13 protein-coding genes are annotated in these 14,592 nt (G+C 67.4%); 8 read left to right on the top strand and 5 right to left on the bottom strand.

The genetic code is table 11. The annotated features are described in order from the left end of the window. The coding region (locus A5698_RS07465) for a DUF4192 domain-containing protein (RefSeq protein WP_156670642.1) at positions 1-925 on the bottom strand (925 nt) is incomplete at its 3' end. A gap of 162 nt (positions 926-1,087) precedes the next feature. Between A5698_RS07465 and sthA the strand changes: the two genes are divergently transcribed. The 4 genes from sthA to A5698_RS07445 all read left to right on the top strand — a co-directional run bounded on the left by sthA (position 1,088) and on the right by A5698_RS07445 (position 5,451). Beyond that, a complete protein-coding gene (sthA, locus tag A5698_RS07460) occupies positions 1,088-2,494 on the top strand; it encodes a Si-specific NAD(P)(+) transhydrogenase (RefSeq protein WP_156614089.1) in 1,407 nt (468 codons plus the stop codon). 134 nt (positions 2,495-2,628) lie between these two features. Beyond that, positions 2,629-3,618, top strand: a complete 990-nt coding sequence (locus A5698_RS07455) for a proteasome assembly chaperone family protein (RefSeq protein ID WP_068295095.1) — start codon at positions 2,629-2,631, stop codon at positions 3,616-3,618. A 66-nt stretch (positions 3,619-3,684) separates the two neighbouring features. Then, complete coding sequence (locus A5698_RS07450) at positions 3,685-4,707, top strand: alpha/beta fold hydrolase (RefSeq protein WP_068295092.1); 1,023 nt, start codon at positions 3,685-3,687, stop codon at positions 4,705-4,707. A gap of 57 nt (positions 4,708-4,764) precedes the next feature. Continuing rightward, positions 4,765-5,451 carry a PhzF family phenazine biosynthesis protein gene (locus A5698_RS07445; protein ID WP_068295089.1) on the top strand — a complete coding sequence of 229 codons (687 nt, stop codon included), beginning with the start codon at positions 4,765-4,767 and terminating at the stop codon, positions 5,449-5,451. Positions 5,452-5,492: 41 nt separating this feature from the next. Here the strand turns inward: A5698_RS07445 and nrdR are convergent, their stop codons facing one another. Further along, positions 5,493-5,963: a transcriptional regulator NrdR gene (gene nrdR, locus A5698_RS07440; RefSeq protein WP_067090211.1), complete on the bottom strand. Its 471-nt coding sequence runs from the start codon at positions 5,961-5,963 to the stop codon at positions 5,493-5,495. 168 nt (positions 5,964-6,131) lie between these two features. After that, positions 6,132-6,584 carry a LysM peptidoglycan-binding domain-containing protein gene (locus A5698_RS07435; RefSeq protein ID WP_068295098.1) on the bottom strand — a complete coding sequence of 151 codons (453 nt, stop codon included), beginning with the start codon at positions 6,582-6,584 and terminating at the stop codon, positions 6,132-6,134. A 209-nt stretch (positions 6,585-6,793) separates the two neighbouring features. Between A5698_RS07435 and lexA the strand changes: the two genes are divergently transcribed. Continuing rightward, entirely contained in the window at positions 6,794-7,489 is a 696-nt protein-coding gene (lexA, locus tag A5698_RS07430) for a transcriptional repressor LexA (protein ID WP_068295086.1), read from the top strand. Here the strand turns inward: lexA and A5698_RS07425 are convergent. Next, positions 7,486-9,570: an LGFP repeat-containing protein gene (locus tag A5698_RS07425; RefSeq protein ID WP_068295083.1), complete on the bottom strand. Its 2,085-nt coding sequence runs from the start codon at positions 9,568-9,570 to the stop codon at positions 7,486-7,488. The two genes, lexA and A5698_RS07425, sit on opposite strands and share 4 nt — an antisense overlap. Positions 9,571-9,984: 414 nt before the next feature. Here A5698_RS07425 and A5698_RS07420 point away from each other — a divergent pair, with 414 nt between their 5' ends. The 3 genes from A5698_RS07420 to mbp1 all read left to right on the top strand — a co-directional run bounded on the left by A5698_RS07420 (position 9,985) and on the right by mbp1 (position 13,135). Continuing rightward, positions 9,985-12,270 (top strand): molybdopterin guanine dinucleotide-containing S/N-oxide reductase, encoded by a 2,286-nt coding sequence (locus A5698_RS07420; RefSeq protein ID WP_068295080.1) that lies wholly within the window; start codon positions 9,985-9,987, stop codon positions 12,268-12,270. Continuing rightward, positions 12,267-12,770, top strand: a complete 504-nt coding sequence (locus tag A5698_RS07415) for a hypothetical protein (protein ID WP_068295077.1) — start codon at positions 12,267-12,269, stop codon at positions 12,768-12,770. The genes A5698_RS07420 and A5698_RS07415 overlap by 4 nt, the downstream gene beginning before the upstream one ends. Positions 12,771-12,892: 122 nt before the next feature. Next, on the top strand, positions 12,893-13,135 hold the full coding sequence (gene mbp1, locus A5698_RS07410) for a microaggregate-binding protein 1 (RefSeq protein WP_067089958.1): 243 nt from the start codon (positions 12,893-12,895) through the stop codon (positions 13,133-13,135). A gap of 72 nt (positions 13,136-13,207) precedes the next feature. Here mbp1 and hflX read toward each other — a convergent pair. Then, positions 13,208-14,592 (bottom strand): GTPase HflX (hflX, locus tag A5698_RS07405; protein ID WP_068295075.1); only part of this gene is annotated, 1,385 nt, incomplete at its 5' end.

Here is a 14,592-nt window from a genome sequence, read left to right as displayed (position 1 = left end):
GTCGCTGGAGGCGGCGCTGCGGTGTGACGGGACGCATCGGATGGCGGGCATGCTCGACACCGCGCTGCAGTCCGGCCAGCGGACCGTCGCCACGCGCGTACGCCGAGAACGCCAGCAGCACGAGGGCCTCGGCGCGCCACTGCTCCGGGAGCCGCCGCGAGAGCTCCGCCCACAACGCCTCGGCCTGGGGCGCGCGCTCGCCGACCGCGAGAGCGTAGAGCGTGTCACGGACCTGCAGATCGGTCAGAGCCGCCGCGATCCGGACCAGCGTCTCGTCGGGCAACTCGGCGCCGTCGGCGACACGGGTGGCCGCCGCCATCACCGCCTCGATGTCGCGGCAGGCGTCGGCGTCCGATCGCGCCGCTCGCGCATCGTCGATGCGGCCGGCCAGAGTGTCCGCGTGGGCGGGGTCCCTGACCGCGATGACGTCCTGAAGTTCGCCGCGCCGGGCATAGAGCCTGCGCCCGTCTAGCACAGCGGCCATGGCCAGCGGCGACGCGGCCGGGTCGTCCACGGTGCCCAACGCGCCGCAGCCGTCGACGCAGTGCCAACGGCCGCCGGCCGCGATCCGGTCGACGACATGGGCAGCGAGCAGTTCTATGCCCCGGTCGGCGAGTGCGGAGGCCAGCATCGCGGCCAACTCGCGGTACTCGTCGTTGCAGAGTCGGCAACCCGCGCCGTCCTCGTCCACGACGACGGCGATCGCCGCGTCCGGTCGTGCGGACGCGGCGACCTCGGCGATGTGCTCCACCGATTCGGGCAGCTCGTCGGAGAGGTCGACCCGCATCACGCAGCCCAGGGCGCCGCGGTCCACCGTCACGAGCACGAGGGACTTCTCCGGGACGAAGCCGAGGACGGCGGGCAGGGCGGCGATCAGGACCGCCGGGCGGTCGAGGTGGAAATCGGGTGATGGTGAGGTCGTCATGGGCCGACCTTCCCCGCCCGCTCGGACGGCGATCGCCCATCGACGGCCCAGGTCCGCCCCGCTGTGGATCAATCCCGTGTTGGGGATGATTTCGGCCTCGGTTGAGGCCAGTCGGCGTGCGGAAATCGTCCAACCGGCGTACATCTTGTTGCCATGGCTTCCATGCTCGAATACGACCTCGTCGTCATCGGTTCGGGACCCGGCGGGCAGAAGGCGGCGATCGCCGCGGCCAAGCTCGGTAAGACGGTCGCGGTCATTGAGCGGGGCCGGATGCTGGGCGGCGTCTGCGTCAACACCGGGACCATCCCCTCCAAGACGCTGCGCGAGGCGGTCGTGTACCTCACCGGCATGAGCCAGCGCGAGCTGTACGGCGCCAGCTACCGCGTCAAGGAGAAGATCACACCGGCCGACCTGCTCGCGCGCACCAGTCACGTGATCGGCAAGGAGCAGGACGTCGTCCGCTCGCAGCTGATGCGCAATCGCATCGACCTCATCCAGGGCCATGGCAGGTTCATCGACCCGCACACCGTGCTGGTCGAGGAACCGACCCGCGGTGAGCGCACCATGGTCAGCGGCGAGTACATCATGATCGCCACCGGCACCAAGCCGGCCCGGCCCGCAGGCGTCGAGTTCGACGAGGACCGCGTGCTGGACTCCGACGGGATCCTCGACCTCAAGTCGCTGCCCTCGACGATGGTCGTGGTCGGCGCCGGCGTGATCGGCATCGAGTACGCCTCGATGTTCGCCGCACTCGGCACCAAGGTCACCGTCGTGGAGAAACGCGACAACATGCTCGACTTCTGTGACCCCGAGATCGTCGAGGCGCTCAAATTCCACCTGCGCGATCTCGCGGTGACGTTCCGGTTCGGCGAGGAGGTGACCGCCGTGGACGTCGGCGCCGCGGGCACGGTCACCACGCTGGCGAGTGGTAAGCAGATCCCCGCCGAGACGGTGATGTACTCCGCGGGCAGGCAGGGCCAGACCGAGCACCTCGACCTGGAGAACGCGGGCCTGCAGACCGACGCGCGCGGCCGCGTCGACGTCGACAGCAACTTCCAGACCAAGGTCGATCACATCTACGCCGTCGGCGACGTGATCGGTTTCCCCGCGCTGGCGGCGACGTCGATGGACCAGGGCAGGCTGGCGGCCTATCACGCGTTCGGCGAGCCGGCCAAGGGCATGACCGACCTGCAGCCGATCGGCATCTACTCGATCCCGGAGGTGTCCTACGTCGGTGCCACCGAGGTCGAGCTCACCCGCAACGCAATCCCCTACGAGGTCGGGGTGTCGCGCTACCGCGAGTTGGCCAGGGGGCAGATCGCCGGCGACTCGTACGGCATGCTCAAGCTGCTGGTGTCCACCGACGACCTCAAGCTGCTCGGCGTGCACATCTTCGGCACCAGTGCCACCGAGATGGTGCACATCGGCCAAGCGGTGATGGGGTGCGGCGGGACCGTCGAATATCTTGTCGACGCGGTGTTCAACTACCCCACCTTCTCCGAGGCCTACAAGGTCGCGGCGCTGGACGTGATGAACAAACTGCGCGCACTCAACCAGTTCCGCACCTGACCGGCCGATCTCGGCAAACAATTTCGTCGCTTCGGGCATGGGATGCCGGGCAGTGGGAACGCAACGTGCGCGAGACTAGTTGTCACTGTAAGAAGACGTTCACGGTCTGGCACCACTGCGAGGAGGCGAGGCTCATGGCTGACAACGCTGGTAACCCGGAGCAGCACTACCAGCCTGACCAATCAGGCATGTACGAGTTGGAGTTCCCCGCGCCCCAGCTGTCGTCCAAGGACGGCCGCGGGCCGGTGCTCATCCACGCCCTCGAAGGCTTCTCCGACGCCGGGCGCGCCATCCGGCTGGCCGCCCAGCATCTGAAGGACACCCTCGACACCGAGTTGGTGGCGTCGTTCGCGATCGACGAGCTGCTCGACTACCGGTCACGGCGCCCGTTGATGACGTTCAAGACCGACCATTTCACCAACTACGAGGACCCCGAGCTCAACCTGTACGCGATGCGTGACAGCGTCGGAACCCCGTTCCTGCTTCTGGCGGGCATGGAACCGGACCTGCGTTGGGAGCGGTTCATCACCGCCGTGCGGCTGCTGGCCGAACAGCTCGGTGTGCGCCGCGTCGTGGGCCTGGGCACCATTCCGATGGCGGTGCCGCACACCCGTCCCATCACGATGACCGCGCACTCCAGCGACAAGGAACTGATTTCCGATCACCAGCCGTGGATCGGCGAAGTGCAAGTCCCCGCGAGCGTGTCCAACCTGCTCGAGTTCCGGATGTCGCAGCACGGGCACGAGGTCGTCGGCTTCACCGTCCACGTGCCGCACTATCTGGCGCAGACCGACTATCCCGCGGCGGCCGAGGCGTTGCTGGCCGAGGTCGCCAGGAACGCGTCGCTGCAGTTCCCGCTCGAGGCGCTGGTCGCGGCGGGCGCGGAGGTGCTCACAAAGATCAACGAGCAGGTCGAGCAGAGCCCCGAGGTCGCGCAGGTCGTTGCGGCCCTCGAGCGCCAGTACGACGCGTACATGACGGCCCAGGAGAACCGGTCGCTGCTGGCCAGCGACGAGGACCTGCCCAGCGGAGAAGAGCTCGGCGCCGAATTCGAGCGGTTCCTCGCCCAGCAAGCCGAGAAGAAGGGCAAGGACCGCTTCGAGGACGGCGACGACGCCGGATGACGAACGTCGCCCGGTGAATGGGCGACTCGAGGCGCGAGGTTGACGGCGGCCCGCTAAGTTGGCGCAATGGCGCCGCGAAAGCCGAACCTTCGCCCCGTGCGGGATCTGACGCCCGTCCTGCAGTTTCGCACCATCCACGGATACCGGCGCGCGTACCGCGTGGCGGGCTCCGGACCGGCGATCCTGCTGATCCACGGCATCGGCGACAACTCCACCACGTGGGAGACGGTCCAGTCGAAGCTTGCTCAGCGATTCACGGTCATCGCGCCGGACCTGTTGGGCCACGGCAAATCCGACAAGCCGCGCGCGGACTATTCGGTCGCCGCCTACGCCAACGGAATGCGCGACCTGTTGAGCGTGCTCGACATCGACCACGTCACCGTGATCGGCCATTCGCTCGGTGGCGGGGTGGCCATGCAGTTCGCCTACCAGTTCCCCCAGCTCGTCGACCGGCTCATCCTCGTCGGCGCCGGCGGGGTCACGCGTGATGTGAACATCGCGCTGCGGTTCGCCTCGCTGCCGATGGGCAGTGAGGCGCTGGCGCTGCTGCGGCTGCCGTTCGTGCTGCCCGCATTACAGGTGGTGGGCCGCGTCGCCGGCGGGGTGATCGGATCGACCGGCCTCGGTCGCGATCTGCCTCAGGTGTTGCGCATCCTCAACGATCTTCCCGAGCCGACGGCGTCTTCGGCGTTCGCGCGGACGCTGCGCGCGGTCGTCGATTGGCGCGGCCAGGTGGTGACCATGCTGGATCGCTGCTATCTGACACAATCGGTTCCGGTTCAGCTGATCTGGGGCAGCTGCGACGCCGTGATCCCCGTCAGCCACGCGCGGATGGCCCACGCAGCGATGCCGGGGTCGCAATTGGAAATCTTCGACGGCTCCGGCCATTTCCCGTTCCACGACGACCCCGAACGCTTCGTCGAGGTGGTCGAGAAGTTCATCGACGGCACCGAACCGGCGGTCTACGACCAGGAGTATTTGCGCGGGCTGCTGCGGGCGGGGATCACCGAGAACGCGATCTCCGGTTCGGCCGACACGCGGGTCGCGGTGCTCGACGCGATGGGCACCGACGAGCGCAGCGCGACCTGATCTCCCACCCACCGCGACCGCGCCACCCTCACGCCGATAGCAAGTAGCATCGGCCCCATGGCCATCGACGTGACGGTGTTGCGAGTCTTCACCGACCCTGACGGCAACCACGGAAACCCTCTCGGTGTCGTCGACGCCAGCACCGTCGACTCGAATGATCACCAGCGGATCGCAACCCAATTGGGTTACAGCGAAACCATATTCGTCGATCTGCCGGCCCCCGGCACGAACACAGCACACGCACGCATCTACACGCCGGCCGTCGAACTGCCCTTCGCCGGACATCCCACCGTCGGCGCGGCGTGGTGGCTCCGCGAGCAGGGCGCGCCCGTGCACACCTTGCGCGTTCCCGCCGGCATCGTCCAGATCGCCTACAGCGACGACCTCACCTCTGTTCAGGCCCGCGCGGAGTGGGCACCCGAATTCGCCATCCACGACACCGGCTCGGTGGACGAGCTTCTCGCCCTCGACCCGTCGGACTATCCCGACGACATCAACCACTACGTGTGGACGTGGACCGACAGGGACAAGGGTGAGCTGCGGTCCCGGATGTTCGCGACCGACCTCGGCGTGCCCGAGGACGAAGCCACCGGCGCCGCCGCCGTGCGGATCACCGACTACCTGAGTCGCGACCTGAGGATCGTGCAGGGCAAGGGTTCACACATCTACACCGAGTGGAGCCCCGAGGGCTGGGTACGCGTCGCCGGTCGCGTGGTCAGCGACGGCATCAAGCAGATCGACTGACCAACACACCGTGCCGTAGGTTGCCAGACAACCCGGTCGGCTCAGCTGGCCGTGGGTTGCGGTGAGTTTCGATGCGCCCGCAGGTCCTCGATCTCCCGCTCGAAGTCCTCGGCCGACGTGAACCCGCGATACACCGAGGCGAAGCGCAGGTAGGCGACCTCGTCGAGATCGCGTAGCGGCCCGAGGATGGCGAGGCCGACTTCGTGGCTGGGCACCTCGGGCGATCCCGAGGCGCGCACGGCGTCCTCAACCTGCTGTGCCAGCAGGTTCAACGCGTCCTCGTCGACCTGGCTGCCCTGGCAGGCGCGGCGCACTCCTTTGATGACCTTCTCGCGGCTGAACGGCTCGGTGACGCCGCTGCGCTTGACGACGGCCAGAACGGCGGTCTCCACCGTGGTGAACCGACGACCGCATTCCGGACAGGACCGGCGGCGCCGGATGGCCTGGCCCTCATCGGTTTCACGCGAGTCCACCACGCGCGAATCCGGGTGACGACAGAACGGACAGTGCATCACCGCTCCTTCGCCGCGCCAACAAACGACCAACTCGAACCTCTCCGAGCGTACCTGCGAGGGGTTGCGATGGCCCAGCACCGCGCTGAACGGCACGTAGTCGAGCGATCTGAGCGATCTGTCGGTGAACACGCCTGCGCACCAAGTCGTTTGCCGGCGACTCTGACGTCAGCCGACCGGGGCGATCAGCGTCTGCCCGGCATCGACCGACGACGAGTCGAGCTGGTTGAGCTCGCGGATCCGGTCCATCACCTGGCCCACGGGAGCGTCGGGCGCCACCCGCAGCGCCACCTGCTGCAGACTCTCCCCTGACTGGACCTGCACCACCGCGAGCCGGCTCGGCACCGCGGCCGAGGTGGTCCCCACCACGCCGCCGAACTGTGCGACGAGGCCGAGCCACACCGTGATTCCCGCCGCCACCAGGGACAGCAGCACCGTGGTGACCGGGGTGATCGGCCGACGCCGGTGCGAAGCACGCGACATCATCACGCCGGTTCCGCGATAACGCACCGCGGCCCCTGCCGGTCGGACCGTGGAGGGCCGCCGACGGGCGCGAACCGGCCGGTAACCGGTGCTGACCACGCGCGTGGGCGGAAATTCGTGGGTGTCGAGTACGGTCATCTTCCTGCCTTCCGGTCCGCTGCCTTCGCTCTTGTGTTCGAACATACTCGATCACATGTTCGAAAGATAGAACGTGTGATCGAACTGTTGTGAAACGATAAATCGGGCCACCGACAAAAAATCGCCTTGGAATCGCGCAGGCCGCACCGGGGCGACACGCCTCGAACAAATGTTTGATTAATCGGATGTCGCGGGTTACATTCGGCGGCATGGACTCGAGCAGCGATAACCCGGAAGGCGCCGGCGCGGCCCGAACCCTGGACCCGGGGCTCACCGAACGCCAGCGCACCATCCTCGACGTGATCCGCGCCTCGGTCACCAGTCGCGGCTATCCCCCGAGCATCAGGGAGATCGGCGACGCGGTCGGATTGACCTCCACCTCTTCGGTCGCCCACCAACTGCGCACGTTGGAGCGCAAGGGCTATCTGCGCCGCGACCCCAACCGGCCGCGCGCCGTCGACGTCCGCGGCGCCGACGACCATGTGACGCCGATCGTCGGCACCGATGTCGCCGGCTCCGACGCGCTACCGGAGCCGACGTTCGTGCCTGTGCTGGGACGCATCGCCGCCGGCGGGCCGATCCTGGCCGAGGAGGCCGTCGAGGACGTCTTCCCGCTGCCGCGCGAACTGGTCGGCGAAGGCTCGCTGTTCCTGCTCAAGGTCGTCGGCGACTCCATGGTGGACGCCGCGATCTGCGACGGCGACTGGGTGGTCGTGCGTCAGCAGAACGTCGCCGACAACGGCGACATCGTGGCCGCGATGATCGACGGCGAAGCCACAGTCAAGACCTTCAAACGCACGCGCGGCCAGGTCTGGCTGATGCCGCACAATCCGGCGTTCGATCCGATCCCCGGTAACGACGCCGCGGTGCTGGGCAAGGTCGTCACCGTCATCCGGAAGATCTAGTCGGCGCGGACGAATCCGTTCGTCCGGGCGAATTCCTCACTCGAGAACCAGATCTCGGCGTCTACCTCGTCGTAGTCGGCGGCGGTGGGCAGCCAGTAGCGACCCGACTGGGTGTCCGCCTTGATCGGATATCCCTCGGGCGCCTCCCCTGAACCGCCGACCGGTAACCGGAAGGCGGGGCTGGGTACCTCGGGTTCGTCTATGACGATCCTTGCGTGGCGGCCCGTGTCGGTCAGCGAATCCCGTTGTCGCGGTGCGGGTTCACTCGGCTCGGCCGGGACATCGACGTCTTCGGTGACATCGAGGTCTTCGGCCGCGGTATCGAATTCGTCAGGCTCATCGTGCTCGCCGGTCGTCTCGTCGTGGCCGGCAGTCAGACGCCCCGCAGCGATCGCGGCTTCCTCCGAGGCCGGAATGCGTGTGGGCGCGGTGTCGACGTTGTCGGGGTTCTCCTCGTCTTCACCGATGCCGGCCGATTCCGAAGGCTCGCCGAAGCTCTGGGACGGCGCCTCCCACGGGCTACCCGGCGAGTCGGCCGACTCCCCCGGTGCGGAAAGGGCCCCCAAACCCTCTGTGGCGTACCGATCGCCGAACATCGCGGCCGACGGATCCCCACCGTTGGACAGGTGTTCGTCCGAACCCGGTGTGGCGTAGGCGTGTTCGGCGTCGGAGCCGTACGTGTCGTCGTACCGGCCGTCGACCGCTCCCGGGCGATCGACATCCGGGCGGCGCCTGTTGCGCATCGTCGCGAACGCGACCAGGCCGACCAACACGATCACCGGCACGATCACCAGCAGCCACCACCAGCTGAAGGTGAACCAGTTCCTGTCTCCGCCGGAATCCGATGAGCGTTGAGTGCCCGGCGTTTCGGACTTCTGCTCGGCAGGCACCTCGAGGCCGGCGAGCTCCCCGGCGAGATTGGGTGGTTCGGTGCTGAACTCGCCGGTCTTGCGATTCCAGGAGACGACCCCACCGCTGAACCGCTGCGTGACGACGTCACCCTTCTCGGTCTGGTCGGCCATCGGCGCGCCGAGCGTGCCCTCCGCGCCGTCGAGCTTGTCCCAGGCCGCACTCATCGCGCCGCGCACCAGTACCGCGCCGTAGTCGGGCGTCCAGAAGATCACCGGCTTGTCATCGGCGGCGAAACGGGACATGCGGCTGGCGGTGGGCAATCCGCCGTCGCTCTCGCTGGAGACCGGGAACCCGAGGTCTCCTTCGGGGCCGCCGAGGCTCTCGTACTTGGCCAGGACCTGACCGGTGACGACTCGCGCGCCTGTCTGCGGACTGTAGAAGATCTTGCCGCCGGCGAAGTTCTGGCCCAAGCCATCCTTGCCGATCGGATACGCGGGCCCCTCCGCGGCGCCCAACGGCCCCAGTGGGCCGCCTGCCGCACGGCGCGCCGCGTTGATCGCGGAAGTGGCATCACCCGGTACCTGCAGGTCCGCCAACTGTCCCGCGAGATCGGGCGGCACGGTGGTGAACTTCTTGTCGCGAGTGTTGTAGGTGATCTCGCCGCCCGTGAACTTCTGGGTGACGAGATCACCGCGGTACGACTCGTCGTCGGCCGGCACACCAAGCGTTCCGGTGGACCCGCCCAACTTGTCCCACGCGGCGTTGATCGGTCCGCGGACCACCCGCGCGCCGGTGTCGGGCGTCCAGAAGATCACCGGGTTGTCACTGGCGCTGAACGTGACGTTGAAGCTGCCCGGGGCACGCCCGGGGCCGTCGTCCATGGTAGGGAATCCGAGGTCGCTGTCGGCGGGCCCGCCTAGCGAATCGTACTTCTCCAGGATCGCACCCCGCATGATGTGAGCGCCGGTATCGGGGGTGAAGAAGATCTTGCCGCCGGCGAAGTTCTGCGCGAATCCGTCGCCCACTTCGTACACGTCGCCCTGCCGTGGGCCCAGGGGGCCGCCGTCTCCGCCGCTGGCGTCGAACGCCGCCGTGATCGCGGCGTTGGCCGCATCGGATTCCGGCGACGCGCTCACCACCGGCGCCAGCAATAATGCGACGGCGCCCACGAGCAGACCGATCGCCATTCGACCCAACACCGAGGTGCCCCGGCCGTTCTGCCCGATCATTCGACCTCCCGGGTCGGCACGAAATTTCGCTCGAAGAATTCGCACCCGTCCTCTATCCGTCGTCAGACGCCAATAACCAACGAACACGCCGATCTTGGGAAGAAAATACCTGCCGATACTCCATTCGCTGTGGATAACCCCGCCGTGCCGCCCGGATTAATCGCGGCGCCACCAAGGCTATTTGCATCCACAACGGCCGTGACGGCATCGCAAATAGTTTGCACACCGCAGACGAGAATGACGGACGGCCGCCGAGTATTTGCCCAAATATCGGTAGCCACCAGGCAATGTTTGCGCCGATCGATGCGACTTGCGCGCGCGATTGTGGCACTAATGGCATTCGCTATCGCTGAGGCGGTTCACGCCGACCCGGCCGTTTCCGAGCCGCAGGTCGCCCGCACCTAAACTGACGCCATGCCCGCCCCGGTCAGCCTGACGCACTGGGGCGCCTTCGCCGCCGAGATGCGAGACGGCGACATCGCCGCGGTCAGTCCGTTCGAGGGCGACGCCGACCCCTCACCTCTGCTGGGCAATCTGCCCGGATCTCTTCGACATCGGGCACGGATAGCGACACCCGCCGTTCGGCGGGGTTGGTTGCGCGGCGGCCCGGGTCCGACCACGCGCCGCGGGAACGACGAATTCGTGGCCGTCACATGGGATGAGTTGACCGAACTGCTCGCCGATGAATTGCGCCGCGTCGTCGATTCGCACGGAAACGGGGCGATATTCGGCGGCTCGTACGGCTGGTCCAGTGCAGGCCGGTTCCACCACGCCCAGAGCCAGGTGCACCGGTTTTTGAACCTCCTTGGCGGATACACGTTTTCCCGGCACTCCTACAGCCTCGGTGCCACAGGGGTGATCATGCCGCGCGTCGTCGGCACGCACGACGACCTGTTCAAGCGGTCGACCTCCTGGGAGGTCATCGTCGAGCACACCGAACTCCTCGTGTGCTTCGGTGGGTTGTCGCTGAAGAACACGTCGATCAACCACGGCGGCACCACCGCCCATCCGGCGCGAGATGCGCTGCGGCGGTACCGCGCCCGTGGCGGGCAGATCGTGTCGTTCTCACCGCTGCGCGACGACGTCGACGGAGAATGCGAATGGTTCGCGCCGGTGCCCGGGACCGATGTAGCGATCATGCTGGCGCTCGCATACGTACTCGCGACCGAGAGACTCGCGGACCGAAACTTTCTGAGCACGTACTGCACCGGTTACGAACGTTTCGAGCGGTATCTACTCGGGGCCGACGACGGTGTGCCGAAGACTCCGCGGTGGGCGTCGGCGATCTCCGGCATCGCCGCCGACGACATCGCCCAGTTGGCTCGGCGGATGTCCGAGCACCGCACGATCGTCACTGTCAGCTGGTCGCTGCAGCGAGTGCGGTACGGCGAACAAGCGCCGTGGATGGGCCTGACGCTGGCCGCAATGCTGGGGCAGATCGGCCTTCCCGGCGGCGGTTTCGGGCACGGCTACGGCTCGATGAACGAACCCGGCCTGCCACCGCTGCGGTGCGGACTGCCGAGGCTGCCGCAGGGCATCAACCCCGTACGGTCGTTCATCCCCGTGGCCGCAATCAGCGATCTGTTGTTGCGCCCCGGCGAACCGTTCGACTACAACGGCCAGCGGCTTGTCTACCCCGACATCCGGTTGGTGTACTGGGCGGGCGGAAACCCGTTTCACCACCACCAGAACATCCCCCGGCTGCGGCGTGCCCTGGGTCGCGTCGACACCCTGGTGGTCCACGAACCGTATTGGACCGCAATGGCCAAACACGCCGACATCGTCGTGCCGTCGACGACGTCGTTCGAGCGCGACGACTTCTCGGGGTCCCGCAACGACCCGATGCTGATGGCGATGCCAAAACTGGCCGAGCCATACGCCGAATCACGCGATGACTACACGACTTTCGCTGCGCTGGCAGGCCGATTGGGTTTCGGCGATCGATTCACCGAGGGTCGCACGGCGTGGCAGTGGCTGGCCCACATGTACGACAAGTGGGCGGCTGAACTGGATTTCGGCGTGCCGAGCTTCGACGAGTTCTGGAGCCGCGGGCGGGTACGGCTACCCGTCGAGAAGGGATTGACCCTGCTGGCGGACTTCCGCGCCGATCCGGTCGCCCACCGACTCGGCACCCCCAGCGGACTGATCGAGGTCTTCTCCGCCGACATCGACGGATTCGGTTACGCCGACTGCGCGGGACACCCGAAATGGCATGAGCCCGCCGAATGGCTGGGCGGCCCACGGGCGACCGACTATCCCCTACACCTGCTGGCCAATCAACCGGCATCTCGGCTCCACGGTCAGCTGGACGGCGGTGAGGTCAGCCGGAAATCGAAAGTCGCGGAGCGCGAACCCATCCGGATGCATCCGCGCGACGCCGCCGACCGTGGCCTCACCGACGGTGATGTGGTGCGGGTGTTCAACGATCGCGGTGCGTGCCTGGCGGGATTGGTGATCGACGATCGCCTGCGGCCCGACGTCGTGCAGTTGGCGACGGGCGCCTGGTTCGATCCCGTCGACCCCGCCGACCCGGACTCCATGTGCGCCCACGGAAATCCCAACGTGCTCACCGACGATGCGGGTACTTCGTCGCTTGCGCACGGTTGCACCGGTGCGCATGTGCTGGTGCAGGTGGAGAAATACAGCGGCGCGCTGCCGCCGGTGCGGGCTCACGAACCGCCGGTGATCGGTCCGAGATGACCGACGTTCTCGAGGTCCGTGAGCGGGGACGAACGCTCGCGTTCACGTTCGAGGACATCAATCGTTACCACGGTGGCCATTCCCCCGCCGGCGTCGCGATCGCGTTCAAGGCCATGCAACTCGGGTTTTCCGTCGTGAGCCCGGGCGATCCTCCTGAACGCCGATCCGTCGTGGTGCGCACCGCGTTTCGCGGACCGGGCGCCCGCGACGCCTTCGAGGCGGTGACGCGGGGTGTCACCGACGACCGCTACGTCGTCGACCGTTCCCTGGTGCGAAGTGACCGCGGCCGCCTGCTCGAAGACTTCGTTTTCGTCGTCGAGCACGCCGGCAGTACGGCCACGCTGCTGCTGCGCGACGGGTTCGTCACCGACGAGTTCGTCCACCTGGCCCGTGCCGCAAATCGGACGCGACCGCAGGAAGACCGGCTCGACCGTTTGAAAGCGCAACTCGCGCAGCAGGTGATGGCGCTGCCCGCGACCGAGGTCTTCGAACTCGGCTAGCGCCACGCACAATCCGGGGCCTGCTGTGAGGTGCCTCACCGGCGCATCAATTGTCCGATTAGCGAAACGGCGTTTCGGGTATTGAACCGTCACACCGTTCGACCGGCAAGGAGGAAGCCGCAGTGTCCGACAAGAACAACAGTGGGCCCGAAGAGGCCGTCAAGGGCGTCGTTGAGGGCGTGAAGGGCAAGGCCAAAGAGGTTTTGGGCGCCGTTGCCGGCCGAGACGACCTTTACCGCGAGGGTCAGGCCCAGCAGGACAAGGCAGACGCGCAGCGCAACGCCGCGCAGAAGGAAGCCGAGGCCGAAAGCGCGCGGGCCGCGGCCAAGACGGCCGAGAAGCGTCAAGAGGCCGAGCAGGAGTAACCAACACCGTCGCGAGAGGCGCAGGGGTCGAAGACCTCTGCGCCTCTTCGCCGCTCGTGGACGCTCGAAACGTCAGAACGTCGCGTATTCACGCAGCGCGGCCGCCAGCGGAACCGGCACCCTGGCCTTGATCCTGGTGCCCTCGGCGGTGTGCTCGGTGGCGTCGATGCGGCCGTCGGCGTGCACGCGGTTGACGAGATCGCCGCGCTCGTACGGGATTGTCACGTCGACCACCGTGTCGGTCGGCGTGATCAGCTCAGCCATTCGCTGCTGCAGGCGCTCCAGTCCCTCCCCGGTGCGCGCCGAGACGAATACCGCATCCGGCAGCGCGCGGCGCAACTGCGCCAGCGTCAGATCGTCGGCAGCGTCGATCTTGTTGACCACCAACAGTTCCGGCGCCCGAGTGCCGTCGTGCTCAGCTATCACCTCGTTGACGACCGTGCGCACAGCGTTGATTTGCGCGAGTGGATTGGCGTCTGATCCGTCGACGACGTGGACCAGCAGGTCGGCGTCGACGACCTCCTCCAGTGTGGAGCGGAACGCCTCGACCAACTGTGTCGGCAGGTGGCGGACGAACCCGACCGTATCGGTCACCACGAACGGCCTTCCGTCGGCGAATTCGCCTCGGCGCGTTGTGGGTTCGAGCGTTGCGAACAACGCGTTCTCCACCAGGACGCCGGCACCGGTGAGCGCGTTGAGCAGACTGGACTTACCCGCGTTGGTGTAACCGACGATCGCGACCGAGGGCACCTCGCTGCGCCGCCTGCCGCTGCGCTGCGTGTCACGGATCTTCTTCATGTCCTTGATCTCGCGGCGCAGCTTCGACATCCGCTCGCGGATGCGACGGCGATCGGTCTCGATCTTCGTCTCACCGGGGCCGCGCGTGCCCACGCCGCCGCCGGCGCCGCCTGCGCGGCCGCCCGCCTGACGCGACATCGACTCACCCCAGCCTCGCAGCCGGGGCAACATGTACTCCATCTGGGCCAAGGTGACCTGCGCCTTGCCCTCCCGGCTGGTCGCATGCTGGGCGAAGATGTCGAGGATCAGCGCGGTGCGGTCGATGACCTTGACCTTGACCGCCTTCTCCAAGGCCGTCAGCTGGGCGGGGCTGAGCTCACCGTCGCAGATCACGGTGTCGGCACCCGTCGCGAGCACGATCTCGCGGAGCTCGGCGGCCTTGCCCGAGCCGATGTAAGTGGAAGCGTCCGGCTTGTCGCGGCGCTGGATCACACCTTCGAGAACCTCCGAACCCGCAGTCTCGGCGAGCGCGGCCAGTTCGGCCAGGCTCGCCTCGGCGTCGGCCGCGCTTCCTTCGGTCCACACCCCGACCAGCACCACGCGTTCCAGGCGGAGTTGGCGGTATTCGACCTCGGAGACGTCGGCGAGCTCGGTCGACAAACCGGCCACACGGCGCAGCGCCGTGCGGTCTTCGAGGGCCAGCTCACCCGCGCTCGGGG

It is taken from the genome of Mycobacterium sp. E136 (assembly GCF_001666865.1).
In the GTDB taxonomy this organism is placed as follows: domain Bacteria; phylum Actinomycetota; class Actinomycetes; order Mycobacteriales; family Mycobacteriaceae; genus Mycobacterium.
Note: the sequence above shows the minus strand (reverse complement) of the source record. Positions and strands in the feature narration are given on the sequence as shown.

Excerpts from the sequence above, each read along its gene's own strand:
- A5698_RS07435 (WP_068295098.1), bottom strand. The coding sequence starts at position 6,584 with ATGACCGTACTCGACACCCACGAATTTCCGCCCACGCGCGTGGTCAGC.
- A5698_RS07445 (WP_068295089.1), top strand. The coding sequence starts at position 4,765 with ATGGCCATCGACGTGACGGTGTTGCGAGTCTTCACCGACCCTGACGGC.
- A5698_RS07425 (WP_068295083.1), bottom strand. The coding sequence starts at position 9,570 with ATGATCGGGCAGAACGGCCGGGGCACCTCGGTGTTGGGTCGAATGGCG.
- A5698_RS07450 (WP_068295092.1), top strand. The coding sequence starts at position 3,685 with ATGGCGCCGCGAAAGCCGAACCTTCGCCCCGTGCGGGATCTGACGCCC.
- lexA (WP_068295086.1), top strand. The coding sequence starts at position 6,794 with ATGGACTCGAGCAGCGATAACCCGGAAGGCGCCGGCGCGGCCCGAACC.
- nrdR (WP_067090211.1), bottom strand. The coding sequence starts at position 5,963 with ATGCACTGTCCGTTCTGTCGTCACCCGGATTCGCGCGTGGTGGACTCG.
- A5698_RS07415 (WP_068295077.1), top strand. The coding sequence starts at position 12,267 with ATGACCGACGTTCTCGAGGTCCGTGAGCGGGGACGAACGCTCGCGTTC.
- sthA (WP_156614089.1), top strand. The coding sequence starts at position 1,088 with ATGCTCGAATACGACCTCGTCGTCATCGGTTCGGGACCCGGCGGGCAG.
- A5698_RS07455 (WP_068295095.1), top strand. The coding sequence starts at position 2,629 with ATGGCTGACAACGCTGGTAACCCGGAGCAGCACTACCAGCCTGACCAA.
- A5698_RS07420 (WP_068295080.1), top strand. The coding sequence starts at position 9,985 with ATGCCCGCCCCGGTCAGCCTGACGCACTGGGGCGCCTTCGCCGCCGAG.